The 19,795-nt window shown below is 34.1% G+C and carries 22 protein-coding genes; 15 read left to right on the forward strand and 7 right to left on the reverse strand.

Annotated features, from left to right (window positions below):
* The first annotated feature begins 144 nt into the window (after positions 1 to 144).
* From comGA to FD33_RS02320, 11 genes are all read left to right on the forward strand, one after another.
* A complete protein-coding gene (gene comGA, locus FD33_RS02270; RefSeq protein ID WP_025086424.1) occupies positions 145 to 1,113 on the forward strand; it encodes a competence type IV pilus ATPase ComGA in 969 nt (322 codons plus the stop codon).
* Entirely contained in the window at positions 1,106 to 2,092 is a 987-nt protein-coding gene (locus FD33_RS02275) for a type II secretion system F family protein (RefSeq protein ID WP_227005165.1), read from the forward strand. The genes comGA and FD33_RS02275 overlap by 8 nt, the downstream gene beginning before the upstream one ends.
* Entirely contained in the window at positions 2,092 to 2,421 is a 330-nt protein-coding gene (gene comGC, locus FD33_RS02280) for a competence type IV pilus major pilin ComGC (protein ID WP_025085789.1), read from the forward strand. Before FD33_RS02275 ends, comGC begins: the two co-directional genes overlap by 1 nt.
* Complete coding sequence (locus FD33_RS02285) at positions 2,391 to 2,825, forward strand: type II secretion system protein (protein WP_081784538.1); 435 nt, start codon at positions 2,391 to 2,393, stop codon at positions 2,823 to 2,825. The genes comGC and FD33_RS02285 overlap by 31 nt, the downstream gene beginning before the upstream one ends.
* Entirely contained in the window at positions 2,812 to 3,090 is a 279-nt protein-coding gene (locus FD33_RS02290) for a hypothetical protein (protein WP_025085787.1), read from the forward strand. The genes FD33_RS02285 and FD33_RS02290 overlap by 14 nt, the downstream gene beginning before the upstream one ends.
* A gap of 31 nt (positions 3,091 to 3,121) precedes the next feature.
* Positions 3,122 to 3,541, forward strand: coding sequence for a hypothetical protein (locus FD33_RS02295; protein ID WP_148299183.1), 420 nt, complete (start codon positions 3,122 to 3,124; stop codon positions 3,539 to 3,541).
* Positions 3,542 to 3,786: 245 nt separating this feature from the next.
* Positions 3,787 to 4,800: a class I SAM-dependent methyltransferase gene (locus FD33_RS02300; RefSeq protein WP_025085785.1), complete on the forward strand. Its 1,014-nt coding sequence runs from the start codon at positions 3,787 to 3,789 to the stop codon at positions 4,798 to 4,800.
* A 10-nt stretch (positions 4,801 to 4,810) separates the two neighbouring features.
* Positions 4,811 to 6,007 (forward strand): acetate/propionate family kinase, encoded by a 1,197-nt coding sequence (locus tag FD33_RS02305; protein ID WP_025085784.1) that lies wholly within the window; start codon positions 4,811 to 4,813, stop codon positions 6,005 to 6,007.
* Positions 6,008 to 6,174: 167 nt separating this feature from the next.
* Positions 6,175 to 7,851, forward strand: coding sequence for an oleate hydratase (locus FD33_RS02310; protein ID WP_056955715.1), 1,677 nt, complete (start codon positions 6,175 to 6,177; stop codon positions 7,849 to 7,851).
* Positions 7,852 to 8,426: 575 nt separating this feature from the next.
* The gene (gene adhE, locus FD33_RS02315) at positions 8,427 to 11,045 is read left to right on the forward strand and encodes a bifunctional acetaldehyde-CoA/alcohol dehydrogenase (protein WP_025085783.1); all 2,619 of its coding nucleotides are present in this window, start codon (positions 8,427 to 8,429) and stop codon (positions 11,043 to 11,045) included.
* 305 nt (positions 11,046 to 11,350) lie between these two features.
* A complete protein-coding gene (locus FD33_RS02320) occupies positions 11,351 to 12,631 on the forward strand; it encodes an MFS transporter (RefSeq protein WP_056955716.1) in 1,281 nt (426 codons plus the stop codon).
* 35 nt (positions 12,632 to 12,666) lie between these two features.
* Here the strand turns inward: FD33_RS02320 and FD33_RS02325 are convergent, their stop codons facing one another.
* The 3 genes from FD33_RS02325 to FD33_RS02335 form a co-directional block, all read right to left on the reverse strand.
* Positions 12,667 to 12,909, reverse strand: a complete 243-nt coding sequence (locus FD33_RS02325; RefSeq protein ID WP_025085782.1) for a DUF3781 domain-containing protein — start codon at positions 12,907 to 12,909, stop codon at positions 12,667 to 12,669.
* A 4-nt stretch (positions 12,910 to 12,913) separates the two neighbouring features.
* Positions 12,914 to 13,780, reverse strand: a complete 867-nt coding sequence (locus FD33_RS02330; RefSeq protein ID WP_056955717.1) for a glycerophosphodiester phosphodiesterase — start codon at positions 13,778 to 13,780, stop codon at positions 12,914 to 12,916.
* Positions 13,781 to 13,858: 78 nt separating this feature from the next.
* Positions 13,859 to 14,104, reverse strand: a complete 246-nt coding sequence (locus FD33_RS02335) for a hypothetical protein (protein ID WP_025085781.1) — start codon at positions 14,102 to 14,104, stop codon at positions 13,859 to 13,861.
* Between the two features lie 134 nt (positions 14,105 to 14,238).
* Here FD33_RS02335 and FD33_RS02340 point away from each other — a divergent pair, with 134 nt between their 5' ends.
* Positions 14,239 to 14,916, forward strand: coding sequence for a YoaK family protein (locus tag FD33_RS02340; RefSeq protein WP_025085780.1), 678 nt, complete (start codon positions 14,239 to 14,241; stop codon positions 14,914 to 14,916).
* On the opposite strand, the gene FD33_RS02345 is transcribed toward FD33_RS02340, so the two are convergent.
* Positions 14,913 to 15,233 carry a DMT family transporter gene (locus tag FD33_RS02345; protein WP_025085779.1) on the reverse strand — a complete coding sequence of 107 codons (321 nt, stop codon included), beginning with the start codon at positions 15,231 to 15,233 and terminating at the stop codon, positions 14,913 to 14,915. The genes FD33_RS02340 and FD33_RS02345 overlap by 4 nt on opposite strands.
* 144 nt (positions 15,234 to 15,377) lie before the next feature.
* On the opposite strand from FD33_RS02345, the gene FD33_RS02350 reads away from it, so the two are divergent.
* Both FD33_RS02350 and FD33_RS02355 read left to right on the forward strand, forming a co-directional pair.
* Complete coding sequence (locus FD33_RS02350) at positions 15,378 to 15,803, forward strand: GNAT family N-acetyltransferase (RefSeq protein ID WP_056955718.1); 426 nt, start codon at positions 15,378 to 15,380, stop codon at positions 15,801 to 15,803.
* Between the two features lie 2 nt (positions 15,804 to 15,805).
* Complete coding sequence (locus FD33_RS02355) at positions 15,806 to 16,015, forward strand: DUF3923 family protein (protein ID WP_051564356.1); 210 nt, start codon at positions 15,806 to 15,808, stop codon at positions 16,013 to 16,015.
* Between the two features lie 38 nt (positions 16,016 to 16,053).
* Here the strand turns inward: FD33_RS02355 and FD33_RS02360 are convergent, their stop codons facing one another.
* Positions 16,054 to 17,235, reverse strand: coding sequence for an MFS transporter (locus FD33_RS02360; protein ID WP_025086348.1), 1,182 nt, complete (start codon positions 17,233 to 17,235; stop codon positions 16,054 to 16,056).
* Between the two features lie 310 nt (positions 17,236 to 17,545).
* On the opposite strand from FD33_RS02360, the gene FD33_RS02365 reads away from it, so the two are divergent.
* Complete coding sequence (locus FD33_RS02365; protein ID WP_025086347.1) at positions 17,546 to 18,184, forward strand: GNAT family N-acetyltransferase; 639 nt, start codon at positions 17,546 to 17,548, stop codon at positions 18,182 to 18,184.
* Between the two features lie 132 nt (positions 18,185 to 18,316).
* Here the strand turns inward: FD33_RS02365 and FD33_RS02370 are convergent, their stop codons facing one another.
* Complete coding sequence (locus tag FD33_RS02370) at positions 18,317 to 19,462, reverse strand: hypothetical protein (protein ID WP_056955719.1); 1,146 nt, start codon at positions 19,460 to 19,462, stop codon at positions 18,317 to 18,319.
* Positions 19,463 to 19,570: 108 nt separating this feature from the next.
* Entirely contained in the window at positions 19,571 to 19,762 is a 192-nt protein-coding gene (locus FD33_RS13140) for an IS3 family transposase (RefSeq protein ID WP_409337739.1), read from the reverse strand.
* Positions 19,763 to 19,795 lie beyond the last annotated feature (33 nt).

Consider the following 19,795-nt stretch of genomic DNA (forward strand, 5'->3'; position numbering starts at 1 on the left):
TGTTTTTATTTTGTCATTTTTCTAAAGTGGCTAACTTGATTATAAAATTCGCCTAAAAAATATTCTCAGTAATTGTAAAAAGATTGCTGGGAATATTTTTTTAGCCTTTTTTCTTCGTAATTTTTATCTGAAAGGGGGCATTTGATGACAGCAGAATCAATGGTCAATAATTTATTAACAGAAGCATGCATTAATAAAATCTCGGATATTTATTTTTTTCCGCACGATAACTTTTATCATATTGAAGCAAGTAATTCTTTTCAGAATTACACGGTAGCTGATTTAACTAATGATGAGAGTTTTGCAATTATGAATTTCTTGAAATTTAATGGAGGATTGGATGTGTCTGAGCGGCGTCGTTCTCAGAAGGGATCGTTTAATTTTAATTATCAAAATAAACGTATCTTTATCAGAATTTCCTCAGTAGGAGATTTTCAAAATCGAGAATCAATGGTTGTGAGGCTAATTTATCCACAAGAATTTAATTCAGTGGTAGACGAGGCCTTAATTCAAAAGATCTTACCAATTGCTCAGCGAAAAGGAATGATGCTATTTTCTGGACCAATGGGTTCAGGCAAAACTTCTTTGATGTACACACTGGGACGACAATTGAGTATTAATAAGAAGGTTATGTGTATTGAGGATCCGATTGAAATCGTTGAAGATAGTTTTTTACAATTACAAGTTAATGATGATGCTGGTATGACCTATGAGGAATTGATAAAAACCAGTCTTCGCCATCGACCAGAAGTGTTGATCATTGGTGAAATTAGAGATAACCATACAGCACAGCAAGCTGTTCAAGCTGCACTGTGTGGTTACACAGTTATGTCGACGATTCATGGGAAATCTAAATATTCTATTCTTCAGCGTTTGCGACAATTTGGAATTGATGAGATCGATATCTTAAATGGTATTAACTTTATTTCATATCAACGTTTAGTACCGACTTTTAATGATTTAGAATTATTTATTGATACTTTAGACGCAACACAAATTGAAAAATATTTGAAAGATGAAGTGGCCGATAAACATTGGCAATCAATGCTGGAAGAAGCTTATCAAGTCGGTCGAATCAATGAAACAACGTATCAGGAATATATTTATGGTTAAAAAGTTCTCCACGGCCAAAAAGTCTGAATATTTAATTCTAATTAGTAAACTTTTGAAGAATGGTTTTTCACTAAGTGATTCAATTAATTGCCTTCGTTTATTGGATGATGAGAAAGGTGTATTTGACTTAATTTATCAGGATTTGCAACAGGGAAAAATGATTTCACAATCATTGATCCATTTTAATTTACCTACGGTTGTTTACAATCAATTGATCATTGCCCAAAATCATGGAAGGTTGGCTCAGGCTTTGGAACAAACAGGAATCCTCTTGCAAAGTCAATCTAAGCAGAAGAATAAGTTTAAAGAATTGTTAGCTTATCCGATTTTTATATTGATGTTCTTAATAACAATGTTGGTGGGAATGAAACTCTATATTGTTCCTCAATTAGCCGTCTCAGGTGGTAGCCAAGCAATAGATTTATTTTTAGGATTAATTTTACTAATCTTATTTTTAATAATTGTAAGTATTTTGTTTCTGGTAGCCTTTCTTAGAAAAAAAGATGAGTATGCTCGGGCTTTATTCCTTGTGAAATTACCATTTATAGGAAGAATTTATCAAACCTTTTTTCATTTTTTGATCTTACAAGGATTGGGGATGCAACTGGCTAATGGAATGAATCTACAAAGTATTTGTGAAAATAGCAATCGCTTTCAAAAAGGATCGATCCAAGAACATCTAGCGACTAAATTCATTAATAATCTAGTTAATGGAAAAAGTTTATTAACTTTAGTCGAAAGGGAACCGTTATTGCCAAAACAGTTAAGAATTATCTTACAAGCCGGTGAAAGTGGAACGGCATTAGCACAAGATATTTTGCTGATGTCAGAATTGAAATTTGAGGAAACACAACGTAATCTCAAAAAAATGTTAGGACTAGTGCAACCAATTTTGTTTGCCATTATTGCGGTTGTAATTGTCGTAACTTATTTAATAGTTTTGTTACCAATTTATGGAATGATGAAAGGAATCTCATAATGAAGAAAATAAGAAAAGGTTTTACCCTAATTGAAATGGTTATCGTTCTATTCATAATCTCACTATTACTTTTGATTATGATTCCGAATTTAACGGCACAACGGAACAATGCCAATGAGAAGTCAAACAAAGCCTTGGAAACTACGATAGTTAATCAGGCCGAATTGTATTCTGAAAATCACCCTAATGAAGAGGTTAGTATAGATAAATTAAAGGATAAAAATTATATTACTGATAAACAAGTTGAAAGAATAACCAAATTGAAATTAACTTTGAAGAAAGACAATCAGGCTGAGGGATGGACGCTAGTAGACGCGGTTTCACATTAATAGAAACGGTAATTGGTCTCGCAATCGTCTGTAGTTTACTGGTTGTATCAGTGTGGAATCTGAAAGATTATCAGGCTCGTATTGAAGAGAAGGAATCTTTAGAGTGGTTTGAGAATTCATTTAAAAATGAGATGAATTATTCATATCTCAATCAAAAACCAGCTTATTTGAAAATTCGTGATAATCATATTATTTTCGGACGATATGCGATTAGTGGAAAAGTGGTCTTAAAGAAAAAAATTTTACCTCAAACTCTAAGAAACACTAATGGACCGATTGATTATTTTATTGGGAGATCTGGACAATCGGGACCTAAAACAATTATTTTTGAATCTAATCTAACACATCGTAAGTATGAATATCGAATTCAAATGGGATGGGGTGAAATTATTGAGAAAACGTAGCGGTTTTATTTTAGTCGAAGCATTAACTTCTCTAACGATTTCCTTAATGATCATTTTTATGTTGTCGCTTTGTGTTAGTGAACAATTTAAACTGATCAATCAATGGGAACAAAGAGTCAACGCACATAAAATAATATTGTTACATTTAGAAAATTCACATATGCCCAATAAAGTGATGATAAAGAATCGAATTTATTACTATCAGAAGATTGAAAATACATATCAAGTCAAGGTAAATAATCATGTCTATCAAGTTAAGAGCTAGAAGAAAAGGTTTTGTTCTGTACGAATCAGTTTTGGCTTTAATGATAACTTTAATGACCTTAGGAATTTTGCAACAATCGTTATTGATAATGCGGACGGTACAGCATACTACTTTTAAAGATCAGTTACGTTGGCATATAACTCAAGAAAAAATTCAAAGTGAAATGGACCATGCCTTAAAAATAAACGAAGTAAAAGATAATCATATATCCTATACAAAACCGGAGTGGCTTAATAACAAGCATCCGGCTTTTGTTTTTAATATCTTTGGTAAAGAGGGGAATAAAATGTTACGATATAAAACTGCTGTTAGTGGTGGACATGAGCCTATTTTAGTAAATCAAAAAGAAATTAAGATTGAAAAAATCTCAAATTTAGTTATCATAACAACAGTGAATAAAGCCGGTGAAAAATCTGAAATGTACTTAACGTTGGATGAACAAAAAGTATAAAAGAAGTGGCACGGTTTTATTGAATAGTCTTTTAATATTATCGGTCGCAATTTTAATTGTAGGATACACTAGTAATTTGATTGGCGAACAAATCTCGGGATACCGGCGTTTAGACGAGATTTATGAGCAACAAATTAACAAGAAAATTAATAAAAGTAATAAAATAGACTATTGTGAATTGACGAATCCTTGAATAAAATCGTTTTCAACGTTAAAATTTTAATTATTAAGCAAAGAGGTTAACCATGTCAGAAAAAGATATGCAAACATATTTTGATAAGATGAATCAAGCTAATTCTTTATTAAAGGAGTCTTTAAGAGTTAACAACATTGAATCACTTGCCGAAACATTGACAGATATTTCTGATGGCAGTGTTTATGTCGAGAACGGTGTTCCCGATAAAGAGACTGTTGCTAAATTAGAGAGTATCTATGCGGAGATGAAGAAATTAAATCTAACTCCACTGCAACTAAAGCAAGCGATTACAGTATCAATTATCAAGGCTCAAAAAGATGATAAGGCTGAAGTTAATAAATTGATGACTCCTGATGCAATTGGTTTGATAACTAGCTTAATTGCTTATGAGGTACTAAATGTTCAAGGTAAGAAAGACGTGAACATAGTCGATCCAACTGTTGGAACAGGTAACTTGCTGATTGAAGTTATTGAACAATTGAATATGACTGACAAATTCAATATCAATGCTGCAGCGCTTGATAATGATGATGCGTTAGTTTCCTTAACAAAATCATTTAGTGAAGTAATGAATCTCAATTTGGATGCTTATCATCAAGATAGTGTCGCTGATTGGGATATTACTGATATTGATTTGGCAGTGGCTGATTTACCAGTTGGCTATTATCCAATTGATGACAATGCCAAGAATTTCAAAACTAAATCAGACAAGGGACATTCTTATGCTCACCATTTGTTGATTGAACAAACTATGAATAATTTAAATGACGGTGGAATCGGTATATTCATTGTACCTTCACAGATTTTCCAAACTGACCAAGCAAAGAAATTATCTGAATGGATGGTTTCAAGTGTTTATCTACAAGCTGTTTTAGATTTGCCAACAAGCTTATTTGCATCAAAGGAGGCACAAAAGGCAGTCGTAGTTTTACAAAAACATGGCGGCAATGCTAAACAAGTGGAAAATGTTTTGATGGGCACAATACCAGATACCAATAACCCTAAGTTGTTTGAGGGATTTAAAGACCAGTTGCAAAGCTGGGCAAAAAATTTTAAAGGTTAGGTGAGATTAAATGTCTAAAATCATGGCCGTTAATTCTGGTAGCTCTACATTGAAATGGAAACTATATACAGTACCTGATGAAAAGGTTATCGCCAAGGGAATGGTGGATCGTTTGGGATTGCCAGATTCAGTCTTTGAAGTTCAATATAATGGCAAGAAAATCAGTGAATTAGGTGATATTCCTGATCACACGACAGCTGTTAATAAGATGCTTGATAAATTGATTGAATTGAAAATCATCAAGAATTATGATGAGATCACTGGAGTAGGTCACCGTGTTGTTGCTGGTGGTAGTATCTTTAAAGATTCAGTCATCGTAACTCCACGTGTGGTTCAGCAAATCAGAAATCTTTCTGAATTTGCCCCATTGCACAATCCTGGTCAAGCAACTGGAATTGAAGCATTTGAAAAGATTTTGCCAAATGTTCCTCAAGTGGCAGTTTTTGATACTTCATTCCATCAAACAATTGATCCAGTCAATTACTTGTATAGTATTCCTTATGAGTATTATGAAAAATATGGAGTTCGTAAATTTGGTGCTCATGGTACAAGCCATCGTTATGTATCACAGGCAGCGGCCGATTATTTGCAAAGACCATTATCTGACCTTAAAATTATTTCTGCGCACCTTGGAAGTGGCGCTTCAATTGATGCAATTGAAGATGGTAAATCAGTTGATACATCGATGGGATTTACCCCATTAGCTGGTATTACTATGAGTACACGCTCTGGGGATGTTGATCCTTCACTAGTTGCTTATTTGATGCAAAAGATGAAGATTACTGATCCCGATGAAATGGTAAAGATTTTGAATACTAAATCTGGTTTGTTAGGACTTTCAGGCGTTTCACCAGATATGCGTGATTTGTTAGCAACAAAGGATGAGAATCATCGTTCTGATTTAGCCATCAAAATTTTTGTTAATCGAATTGTTAAGTATATTGGCTCATATATTGCCTTATTGGGTGGAGCTGATGTCTTGATCTTTACTGCTGGTGTTGGCGCTGGTAGTGCTGAAATTCGTGAAGATATTGTAGATCATTTTAATTATCGTGGCATAAGAATTGATAAAGAAGCTAATGAAAACGGTAAAGGAATTCGTCGCATCAGTACAAAAGATTCAACCACAGATGTTTTGGTTGTACCAACAGATGAGGAATTGATGATTGTACGTGATGTAGTTAGATTAATAAAATATAGTAATTAAAAAATCAAGGAATCAAAACAAATTTAAGTTGTTTTGATTCCTTTTTTAGTGTTAAAAATTAGATTAAAGATGTTGTCAATAATGCAATGTAAGCCTTTACTTTTTTATTTTTACTGTTATATTAAAGGTGTATAGAAAAGAGCAAATTTGGAATGGAGGTTCATGATATGACAAGAAAAGCCTACATGATTGGTACAGGTGTTGGTAACTTAGCCGCTGCTATTTATTTGATTCGTGATGGGGGATTTAATGGCGATCAAATTACAATGATGGGTCTAGAAGACCACGGTGCAAACGATGGTGCCGCAGTTAAGGACTATGAAAAAGAGTATGGTAACCAAGCTTTATCGAATAGCAAAGGATTCCTAGCAAAAGGTGGAAGAATGTTGAATGAAGAAACATTTGAAAACCTTTGGGATGTATTGCGTTCAGTACCTTCATTGGATCATCCTGGACAAACAGTTACAGATGATATTTTGAATTTTGATCACGCTCATCCAACACATGACGTTGGACGTCTAATTGATAGTGATGGTCCACGAGTAAAACCTAATAAAGATAATTACAGACATATGCAATTTGATAATAAGGATCGTTATTTATTATCTAAATTGATGTTGATGCCCGAAAAAGATGAAGAAAAATTAAATAACATCAGTATTGCTGAGTGGTTTGCAAGTAGTCCTCACTTCTTTACAACAAACTTCTGGTACATGTGGCAAACAACCTTTGCTTTCAAACGTGCTAGTTCAGCTGTTGAGTTACGTCGTTACATGAATCGTATGATCCTTGAATTTAGTCGTATCAATACACTAGAGGGTGTAACAAGAAGTCCATATAATCAATTTGAAAGTATTATCCTACCAATGCGTAAATACTTGGAAGATCGTGGTGTAACCTTTATCAATAACCGTAAAGTTACTGACCTGGAATTCAAAGACACACCACTTCAAGATGATATTATTGTTACTGGACTCAAGTATGAAGAAGTTGACAATGACAATAAAGAAGGACATATCGATGTTGCTGAAAATGATTTAGTCTTTGATACTAATGGATCAATTACCGATAGTTCATCACTTGGTGACTTTAATACACCATTCAAAGAAAATATGGATTATGCACCTAGTGCAGCACTTTGGAAGAAAGCTTCTGAGAAGTTCTATTCACTAGGTAACCCTGATAAATTCTTTGGAGATCGTACACAAAGTGAGTGGGTCAGCTTCACAGTTACAACAAATAGCCACTTTTTGGTAAATGAAATTTCACGTATTACACAACAAGAACCAGGAAATGCTTTGAACACATGGATTAACAGTACTCCATTATTGTCAATCGTTGTTCATCATCAACCACACTTCAAGGCACAAAAGCCAAATGAATCAACATTCTGGGGTTACTTCATGTATCCAAGAAGAAATGGTGACTATGTTCAAAAACCTGTAATGGAAATGACAGGTAAGGAAATGCTAGAAGAATTGCTAGGACACTTGGCAGAAGTAGATCCAAGTAAAGACAATATCAAGAACCACACTCAAGAAATTATGGATAGTATTGTCAATGTAATTCCTGTTTATCTACCATATGCAAGTGCAATGTTCAATCAAAGAGCCGTCGGAGATCGTCCAGATGTAGTTCCAAAGAACAGTAAGAATTTGGCCTTCATCAGTCAATTCTGTGAACAACCATTCGATATGGTCTTTACAGAGCAATATTCATTCCGTGCAGCACAACGTGCAGTATACACATTATTGAATATTCCATTATCAGAAATGACACCAATGCACCATTACGAAAAAGATCCAAAAGTAATGGCACGTGCAACTAAGACCATGTTTAGATAAAAAGTGGAGCAAGAATGCTTATTTTCGAGAGGACCAAGGTACAGCATACTTGAGAAGAAAAGATATAGAAAATTGACCTTAGAAGTTTGAAGTACAGTTATTTAAAAACTAGAAGGAAAACTATTGGGAATATAAAAGGTCAGATCTCTACAATACGAAATGTATTCAAAAGTTGAACGGTCTAAACGAAAACCTTATCTAAAGGGAGGTTGATGCCTATAATCAATCTATATTCGCAACAAATAGAATTTAACATCAAACGACAAAACATCTCATTGAAAAAGAAAAAAAATTTCACAAGTAAGAGCTGAATTTTGATTTGGCTCTTTTTTTGTGAATTGAAAAGCGACCTAGAACAGGCATTTTGATTAGATTGTGAAGAAATATTCACAATTGAAATAAGATGTGAAATAAATTTTTGTAAGCAATTTGAACACTAGGTGTTGATATATCAATGTGAAAACGTTTACTTGGACTTTTTAAATGAAATAACTTGAACATTGATTGTACAGTGATAAGATAAAACGTGAATTAGTTAACAAATATATTGATTTTTAAATCTTGGAGGTAATCAGATGTTGAAAGGTTCCAAAGATACAAAGGTTTCTACAAAATCAGATGAAAAAGAAGATGTAAAACCCGTCATTGATGCTATGGTTGCTAAGGCTCACAAGGCTTTGGACATTATGGACGGTTTTACTCAAAAACAAGTTGACCACATTGTTCACCAAATGGCTATTGCCGGATTAAACGCTAGTTTTGAATTAGCTAAGTTAGCTTACAAAGAAACTGGCCGTGGAATGGTTGAAGATAAAGTCATTAAAAATATGTACGCTACAGAAGAAATTTGGCACTCAATCAAACGCGATAAAACTGTTGGCATTATCGAAGATGATAAGGAACATCGTTTGATCAAAGTTGCTGAACCACTTGGTGTTTTAGCAGGTGTTACACCTGTTACTAACCCAACATCAACTGCAATGTTCAAGTCATTGATTGCTATGAAAACACGTAATCCAATTATCTTTGGTTTCCATCCCCAAGCTCAAAATTGTTCTGTTGCCGCCGCTAAAGTTATGTTAAAAGCTGCCATCGATGCTGGTGCCCCAGAAGGTGTTATTCAATGGATTGAAAAACCAAGTATTGAGGCAACATCATATTTAATGAATAACGAAGGAGTTGCCAGTGTTCTTGCTACTGGTGGTCCTGGAATGGTTAAGGCTGCTTATTCAACTGGTAAACCTGCTTTGGGTGTTGGTCCTGGTAATGGTCCTGCATACATCGAAAAGACTGCTAATATCAAACGTGCTGTTAATGATATTGTTTTATCAAAGACATTTGATAATGGTATGGTTTGTGCTTCTGAAAATAGTGCCATTGTTGATGCTGACATTTATGACGAAGTTAAATCTCTATTCGAAAAGAATAAAATTTATTTCATTAAGAAATCAGATTATAAGAAATTAGCAGAAACAATGTTTAGACCAGAAGGTGGAGTTAAAGGTCCTATTGCTGGTAAATCAGCTATTGAAATTGCTAAATTGGCTGGCATTAAGGTTCCTGCTGATACTAAAGTACTTGGTGTCGAACTTTCAAAGGTTGGTCCAGATGAACCACTTTCAGCTGAAAAACTTTCACCTGTTCTATCAGTTTATAAAGTTGCGGGACATAAGGAAGGTTTCGAAAAAGCCGATGAGTTACTACACTTTGGTGGTTTAGGTCACACCGTTGGTATTCACACAATGGATGAAGATTTGGCTACGGAATTTGGTATTAAGATGAAAGCTAGTCGTGTCTTGGTAAATACACCTGCTGCTATTGGTGGTATTGGTAATCTCTACAATGAAATGATCCCATCACTTACTCTTGGTACTGGTTCATGGGGGAAGAATTCTATTTCTCATAATGTATCTTCATTTGATTTGCTTAATATTAAGACAATCGCAAAACGGAGAAATAATATGCAATGGATTAAACAACCAAGAGTTTACTTTGAAAAGACTTCAGTTCGTTACTTGGAAGATCTTGAAGGTATGAAGAGAGCCTTTATTGTTTGTGATCCTGTCATGGTACAACTTGGTTTTGTTGATACGATTACTGATGAATTAAAACGTAGTAAATTCCACGTTGAATATTCAATGTTCTCCGACGTTGATAACATTGTAACAACTGATGTTGTAAAGCGTGGTGTAACACAAATGAATCTATTCAAGCCTGATACAATTATTGCATTAGGTGGTGGTACAACAATGGATACAGCCAAGGATATGTGGTTGTTCTACGAACATCCTGATGTTGATCTCTTTGGTGCAAAACAAGGATTTATTGATATTAGAAAGCGTGCTTATAAGTTCCCTAAGCCTGAAAAAGCACAATTTGTTGCTATTCCAACAACATACGGAACTGGAGCCGAAGTTACACCATTTAGTTCTATTATTGACACACAAACCGGAACAAAGTACCCAATCGCTGATTATGCATTAACACCTGATGTCGCTATCATTGATTCACAATTTGTTGAAACAATGCCAAAAGACATTATCGCTGAATCAGGTATGGATGTTTTGAACAATGCTATTGAATCTTATGTTGCCAACATGGCTTCAGATTATACAAGACCATATGCATTACAAGCTATTAAATTAGTCTTCGATAACTTAGAAAAAGCAGCTGCTGGTGATAAAGATGCACAAGAAGAAATGCATAATGCTTCGACACTTGCGGGTATGTCATTTGGTAATGCTTTTGCTGGTGTCGGTCACTCAATCACAGATGCCCTAACAAATGCCTATGGTATCAGACATGGTTTAGCTTCAATCATTGCCTTGCCACAAGTAATCAACTACAATTTCGAGCAACCTACAAAGATCACTATGTGGCCTAAATATGAAAGCTTTAGAGCAGATTCAGATTATGCTGCTATTGCTAGATATATTGGTTTGACAGGTAAAGATGACAGAGCTTTGAAAGATGCTTTAGTTAAGAAAGTTGTTGATCTTGCACACGGACTCGGTATTAAGCTGAGCCTTAAAGACAACTATATTAATAAGAAAGAATTTGACGAAAATGTTGATGCACTATCAGAAGCAGCATTTGGAGATCAATTCTCATTCACAAATCCTAAAGAACCATTAATTTCAGAATTGAAACAAATCCTTGAAGACATGTACGTCGGTAAGGGAATTGAAAAATAAGAAGATGAGAGCAAGGTAAAGTACGATTAGCTCTCAAGCATTAAAATAATAGCCACAATAACTCAAATCGAGTTATTGTGGCTATTATTTTTAGTTTCTTTCCCAAGATGGAGTTTTATTTATTTTAACCGATATTATTTTTACAATGAAATATTTCAAAAGTCTGTATTATAGCCCTTGAGAAAGATAATTGTTATTAGGATTGATTGTTTTTTCTTGTATCGAAAAAAACATTTCCCATGCTATAATTCCTTCGCGTTAAATAAATTTATTTTCCTTACGCAATGGATGGGGGTAGTTAATTGATGATTTCTTTAAAAAATAAAAGAAGTGTCAATTTAAAAATCAATAAGGAACAATGGAGTTGGATCATGTATGATTGGGCCAATTCCGCTTATGGAATAATTGTTACAACGGCCGTTTTACCGGTCTATTTTAAGTCAATAGCCGCAGCTAATCATGTTTCAGCGGCTAGTTCTACAGCTTACTGGGGATATGCTAATAGTTTCAGTACACTGTTAGTATCGTTATTAGCTCCGTTTCTAGGTGCATTAGCTGATTATCCTCACTTAAAAAAACGCTTGTTAAGCATGTTTTGTTGGTTAGGAATAGTGATGACAATAGGATTAGTTTTTATTCCTGCCTCACAGTGGCGTTTATTGCTATTAGTTTATGTTCTGTCAGAGATTGGCTACTCAGTAAGTAATCTTTTCTATGATAGCTTTTTAACTGACGTGGCAAATGATATGCAAATGAATAAAATATCGACGTATGGTTATGCTTATGGTTACTTGGGCGGAGTAATTGCCTTTATTTTGTTTCTTATTTTGGAATTAACTAGTGGTTTTGGAAAATTAGATGGAACAGGAATTGCTCATTGGAGTTTTGTAATTGCTGCACTCTGGTGGTTGATATTTTATTTACCACTGCAAAGAAATGTTACTCAAAAATATTCCGTTAAATCAACGACTTCACCCTTAAAAGGAAGTTTCAACAGGGTATTTCAAACAATTAAACATATTAAACAATATAAGCAGGTAGCGTGGTTCTTAGTAGCTTACTTCATCTATATAGATGGAGTTGACACTATTTTTACGATGGCAACTGCTATTGGAATGGATATCGGTATAAAGACGTCAGAACTAATGATTGTTATGTTGGTCGTTCAATTAATTGCAGTACCATTTTCAATTTTATTTGGTTGGTTTGCCGATAAAACTTCAACTAGAAAAGGCATTTTATTGGGAATCGTAGTTTATCTTCTAATCTGTTTGTATGCCTTGAATCTGAAATCCAGTTTTGATTTTTGGATTTTGGCTATTTTAGTGGGTACTAGTCAGGGTGGTTTACAAGCCTTGAGCAGATCTTATTTTGGAAAAATTATTCCCAAAGAATCAGGCAGTGAATTCTATGGCTTTTATAATATTTTAGGAAAATTTTCAGCGGTTATGGGACCATTTATCGTAGCCATTGTCACGCAATTAACGGGTAAATCAACTATTGGAGCTGCTTCATTAAGTGCGTTATTTTTAGTTGGATTAGTGATTTTTGCTATTTTACCTAGAATGGTTAGAAATGCTAAATAAAAAAGGTTGAAATCAAACGATTTCAACCTTTTTTGTCATATTCTATTAGCGGTGATTAATCGGTAATTGAAGGAATTAATTACCAATTCAATCTTCTCATATTGAAGATAATAATTTTTACCTTCTTTTTGAAAAATGGTATTGTCAGCGCTAATAATTTGATTAACCAATTGTTTAATTTCTAATTCTGATAAATTCAGTCCTAACTTCTTGTTGAACCGTCCAAAAACTAAAGGTGTATAACAAATGTTTTCTAAAAAAATTTGTTTATTAGGCATATTATTACTTCCATTTATCTATTAAGTGAGCAGTCTCTTTAGTATTGTTGGTAAAGACACTATCTAATTTAAGTGTATTGAGAGCATTGTAATTATCGTTATAGGTATTGATGATCCAACCATTAGTTTTAAAACCATTCTTGTGAGCCAATTTGATTAATTTAGGTGTCCATTGTTCCAAACGAATAGAAACAAATTTGATATAGCGAGGAGCATTTTCAATTTCCTCGCTGTATTGACGTTCGGTAACTGAATCTAGTAGCCATAGGATAGGCACATTTTTCAAAGATTTGTGAAAAATCTTAATACCAGGGATACTTTCATCTTGCATGATTAAATTATTTTTCATGTTGTATTTTTTTATTTCTTTGGCAAGAGCCTTCTCAGTATCAGTATTGTCGCCGGCATTCTTTTTAGTTTCAATTATATAATGAACTTTTTTGCCATAGCGGTTGAAGACATCTTTTAATTGATGTAGTTTTTCACCATTACGCAGTTTAACTTTATCTAATTCTGCGGATGTTGACTTAGAAATAGTTACATTTGAACCAGTCGATTTCTTTAAATTATCGTCATGAGAGACGTATAATTTATTATCCTTACTGAGCCAAACGTCTTGCTCAATATACTGAGTACCGTCTTTGATAGCACGATTGTAACCACTGAAAGAGTGATCAGGATTATTATAAGGACTACCACGATGTGAAAAAATAATCGGTGTTTCTGGTGAAGCGTGATTAACACTTTGAGTTACAGAAGTAAGATTTTTAGCTTTTGGCGCGGCTGCTGCAGCCACATTAGTTAATGAAATGGGCAATCCTAATAGGACTGTGAAAAAAAGTAATAGTGCAATAAATTTCTTTTTTAACATAATTTTCCCCTTATTGGTGATATATTCCATCATAGTTGAAACACAAAAAAAGTGCCACCGTAAATAACGGTGACGCTTCTATAGATGGCGTAAAAGTAAATGACTATGTTTATTTTGAAGATTCAATTGCCTTGTTTTTTCACGTTCGATTTTTAATTGCTTTTTTAATTGTTGATTCTTCCAGAATCCATGAATACATACAGCTGCGGGTAATGTCATGCAACCTAAGATTGCGGGAATCAGCCAAGGATTATCGTGAAGTAATTGAAAACTTTCTTCATTATAATGATTGATTTCTTCTTGAACGTCTTTTGGTAACAACATAATATCGCATCCTCTCTTGATTAATTAAAGCATATACCATAATGATGGCGCTGTCATTAAATTAAGACAAAGGGAATAAGTAAATTATCTGTTTTTTTGATAAAATTATGATTGTTATAAAAAGAAGGGTATAAATGAAAAGATTTCAAAGTTTTAAATTATTTCAGTTAAGAGAGATAGCTATTGGTTTAACGTTCATTGGTGGTTTTATTGATGCTTACACCTATGTTCAACGTGGGAGAGTTTTAGCCGCAGGTCAAACAGGAAATATCATTTTTCTCAGTGTAGATATTGCACGTCAAAATTTACCAGGGATTATGACCAAGGTATTTACAATGCTGTTCTTTGTTTTAGGAATTATAGTTGTTGAGATAATGAAGCATAAAAATAACCGTAGTCATTACTGGCGTTTAACGAGTCTTATTGCAGAATTTATAGTTTGTGTAATTGTAGGATTCATACCAAAAACGGTTTCTAATATTTATATTGCCCCACCTTTGGCTCTTGTTATGGCTATGCAAAATGTAGCTTTTAGTCAGATTGAGGGTATGGGTTATAACAATGTCTTTTCAACAGGTAATTTAAAGAAAGCTGTTATTTCTTTTGTTGAATATTTTTATCATGGTCATAGAAGTGATGTAACTACGGCATTGATTTATTTCGAATTAGTTTTTGGTTTTGCTTTTGGAGCTGTAACATCGGCACTTCTTCAGAAGTGGTTATTTGTAAGAACAATATGGGTGGTTCCCATTTTGTTACTGATTGTTGGTGGTTATTATACTTATCTGCTTTACTTAAGAGACAAAGATTAATTACCAGAAGAAATCTTAATACCGATGATACTTACTAATAGAAGAATTACAAAGATCCAAGTTAATGGTGACAACTTGTCACCAAAGAGAATAACACCAATGATAACGGAACCGACGGCTCCAATCCCAGTCCAGATAGGATAAGCTAAGCTCATTGGCATTCTTTTAACCGCAATAGCGAGAAAGAACATACTAAGAAATAAACCAATAATAGTGTAAATAGTAAAACTGATTTTTGTAAAGCCATGGCTCAATTTAATAGTAGTTGACCAAACAACTTCAAATATTCCAGCGATAATTAAGTAAATCCAATTCATAATATTTTCCTCCAAAAAAATAAAGTACCCCTACAAATTCCTTCTGTGGCCTAATGGAATTTATAAGAGTACTTTTTTAGTTGACACCCGGCGGTGTATAATTATTTCTATAAATGATAGCAAATTTGGGGAGAAATGGCAAACATGATTCGAAGAATGCAACCGAAAGAAATTGAAGTTGTTAGTGATATTTGGTTACAGGGAAATTTAGAAGCTCATTCTTTTGTAAAAAAGAATTATTGGATCAATAATTTGAATTCGGTTAAGGAACAGTTTAAAGAAGCAGATATATATGTGTTTGTTGATAATGAACAAATTATGGGCTTTGCCGGTTTACAGAAGAACTATTTAGCTGGAATCTTTGTGAAAAAAGAATATCAAAATCACGGTGTTGGCAGAAAGTTATTAGATTATTTAAAGCGGGAATATTCAGAATTGTCATTGGATGTCTATGATAAAAATATACAGGCTAAAAATTTTTATCTACAAAATAATTTTAAAGTGATTCACGAAAACATTGATAAATCAACTAATGAGGTTGAATATCAGATGTCGTGGAAAGGGGAATAAAAATGAAAGTTTGGTGGGGAATCAATATTGCTTGGTTAGTATTATTTATTGTCGGTGCAATTTATCTTTTAAATAGAAGAATTGACGGAGCTGGTACTATTCAGACTCCAACAGTTAGAATGGTTTCATTAGCTGTTTTAGGTGGGTTCTTTATTTTTATTTGTTTATGCCAATTAATAGTGTTACTTTTCATTAAAAGAAAATCTAAATAATAAAAAATCCTGACCAATAAATTTGATCAGGATTTTGTTTATTCAGCAGGTACGATAGGATGCTTTCTAACAATAAAGGTTAGCAGATAAGATGCGGCCAAAATAACTGTAACTACTAAGTATGGATAATGAGTATTCCAATCCATCAATGCTCCAGACATCAGAGGTCCAATAACGTTTCCGATACTTGTCAGTGACATATTCATACCATTGATAAGTCCTTGATTGGAACGACTAGATTTAGTCAATAAGGTTGTAATAGCAGGTCTTAGTAAATCAAATGATGAAAAGATAATCAGAGTCGCTACAATAACTTCAACATGTGAATGTGCCTGGGTAATCCAAAAAACACAGACAGCACTTAGTAAAAAGGCGATACTGATCAAACGCATTTCTCCAATTTTGTTAATGATCCAGTTGAAAGCCGCAACTTGTAAAATTAAAGAAATAATTCCGTTTAGAGTTAGAACTAAAGCAATTGTACTCAAGCCGAAATTGAAAACTTGGTTAACATAGATGCTGTAGATACTTTCGAATCCTTGTAAACCAAAGGATGAAACTAAGATCATTCCGAAGAGCATTACCATTGGCAAAGTCAGAATTGATTTGATAGAACCTTGTTCTTGAGCTTTTTTCTCGGCTTCCAGGGCTTCTTCTTCGAGGACCTCTTTGTTCTCCTTTAATAGGAATAAAGTGAAGATAGCACTGATGATACCAAGGGCACCAGCAAAGTAAAATGGTGTCTTATAAGTGATACCAGCTAAAATACCACCAAGTCCTGGGCCTAAGATTAAACCACCACTAAAGGCGGCAGAGAGCCATCCAATAACTTTGGCCCGTTCTTTCAATGTCGTTAAATCGGAGCCTAAGGCCATTGAAGTTGGTACAACCATTGCGGCTGATAAACCACCGATAACACGAGAAATGTTAAAGATAGGCAAGCTAGTAGCGACAGCAAAGATAAATTCTGAAATAGCATAAGTGAACAAACCAATGACAATTACTGGTTTACGTCCAACCTTATCAGACATCTTACCGACAATGGGTGAGGCGACAAATTGAGCAAAAGCAAAAAGTGACGTCATAACCCCCATTTGAGATGTTGTATAGTGGAATTCGTTTTTGATAAATGGTGTAACTGGAATAACTAATCCGATTCCTAGACAGATTAGAAAGTTACTAACTACAAGGATATAGATTGATTTTTTGTTCTTTCCCATATTTCCCCCCTAATGATAAATATTTTTAAGTTCAAAAAAACTACCATCTGCTGACAGTAGTTGACGATAAGAAAGCCGATATTCTAAGCAGGACTTAGATATCGGCTAGATATGAACTTGAAATCTCACATTACTTCATAGCTTACTATGATTCTATATTAATGTCTAATACTATAAACTAACTATTATATTAAATTTATATAACAGAAATAACGTTTGGCATATAAATTTATTTAAAACGGTTTAAAAAATGGACATTTTGTATGGATGGTATTAATATGTTAGGTATGACTAATAAGGAGGTCATATTTTGGATTTTCGAAGTGGCTTGAACAGTGATAAGCCTCAGATAATAAATTTACTAGTAGATTCATTTAAGGAATACATCACAACTAAGAACATGTTCCAACAAGAGTTCAGATCTAGTGCTAAGTTTGATAAACTGTTACGTAAATATTTTGCACTAGAGGTTAATGTATTCATGAAAAAAGGTTTGGTTTATGTTGGAGCTGACGGAAAGGGAAAGCCTAGAGCAGTTGCTCTAATTGAATTCAATCAGGGTCGTCAGATAAGCAATTGGGATTATCTCTCAATGGATGGTCTGAAGTTGATACCGCAGATTCTTATGAGTGGATTCAATGGTTTCAATGCATTCGATATCTTTAAATTCGAAGATCTTTTCGATTTAGTAAAGGGTAAAAAGAAATGTGCTGTTGAATATTTAGCGGTAGATAAAAGTTTACGTGGCCAAGGAATTGGTAGCAAGATGCTAAATAATCACATTAGCCCTTATGTTAAGAAGATTGGTTACCGTAATATTATTTTGGAAACTAATACACAAAAGAACGTTAAATTTTATAAAAAGAATAATTTTGCCGTACGCTCAGTTAAGAAAGTTAATTTGAGTCATGGTGATGTTAAGGATTGGGTCTTATCAAAGGCTATCTAAAGCAAAAAGGACATTCACAATTGTGAATGTCCTTTTTTTACTAAAAACAACTAATTCCTACTTCATAAGAATAACAAATTTTTTCATAAGTAGTGTTTTTCTTAAGGAAATTTAAATTATCTTGAGATTTTCTTAAACCGATTCAATTAAGTTCCATGATAATATTCCCTTGTAATTGCCAGCTGTGGTACCTGGTACCAAGTGAATTTGCCAATCATTTACACCAACGTAGTTAGATAAGTTCAAAGAATCTTGGCTTCCTGAAAAGTTATTTGTCTGGATTGGTACACCACTAGTAGTAATAGGTTGCCAAGTTCCGTCGTCGGTATCTTTGCTTGTTCTTTGTCTGATGAACAGTAGACCTGAATCATCAGCTTGTAATGTATCGTTATTAGAATCTTTCATTTGAGTATCAGGGTCATCGTTATCATAGGAGACTGAAACATTGAAACTATTATTATCAGGATGGGCGACAATTAATCCTCCCTTAGTGGCTACATTGTCAATAATCATTTCTTTACCATAGGCATTTACAGCTCCAAAATCTATTAAACTAGGAACTTCAGTAAAAGCATCACTCTTTTGAACGTTAACCGAGGCACCGTTTGAAATCATGTCACCAAGCGTTTCATTTGAAGAACTCACTCCGCCAGAAACAGTAGCAACGTTGGTTACTTGACCGACTGCCGCAGAGGTTACTTTCGCATTGAATTCTAGGGTAACAGTTTCTCCGGCTTCAACTTGGTTGATACCAGTGTTTATTTGAGAAGATTCATAGGGTGAAGTGTCTTTAGGACCTTTAATATGAACTTTTCTATCCAAGACTAGTCCGGTAGGAAGATCATCAGTTAACTTGGTGCCAGCTAATAGATTATCACTACCAGCAGAGACTTTATAAACCATGTAAAAGTTGACAATATCACCAATGTTTGTATTTGTGCTTGTTGCAAAATTAGTTTCACCTTTAGTAACATTCTTGACGTATTTGTTAAATGTAAAATCAAATTTAGATTTTTTAACGGGAATATCTACTGAAGCATCATACGTTTTACTTGTTGTTTTGGTATCATGTCCAGTAAAGTAAGCAGTATTCGTAAGAGTTTTACCGCTAGCATCTCGAGTGATACTAGCATTATATGAAATAGTTGCTTCTTGACCATCAGTTAAAGATAATGTTGGCGGGATGGTTAACGTTTTAGTTGAAGCATCGTAATCACTAGCATTAATAGACGTAGAAGTACCATTATTATAGGTTAGAACAATGTGGATTGAAGTCAATATTTGAGACAGGTTTTAAGAGACATTCAGAACCGCGTTTACCTTCCACAGCTCAAATAAATCATTAATCGTGATTAATAACTTATTTGAACCCTGGAAAGCATTAAATCAGGCGGCCATTTGGCTCGCAAGTGTTGCGATTTCAACTTGTAAGGGGGTCTGGTAGCCCAGTGAACTATGAATTCTCTTCCTATTGTAGAAAGCATGCACATATTCAAAAAGGACAGCAGCGGCAGTTTCATAATTCTCAAAGACCGGCACTGGATAAACACATTCCTTTTGAGGGAAGCATGAAAAGATTCCATTGGTGCATTATCGTATGGACACCCCTTA

The sequence above is a fragment of the Companilactobacillus paralimentarius DSM 13238 = JCM 10415 genome, from assembly GCF_001434985.1.
Taxonomy (GTDB): domain Bacteria; phylum Bacillota; class Bacilli; order Lactobacillales; family Lactobacillaceae; genus Companilactobacillus; species Companilactobacillus paralimentarius.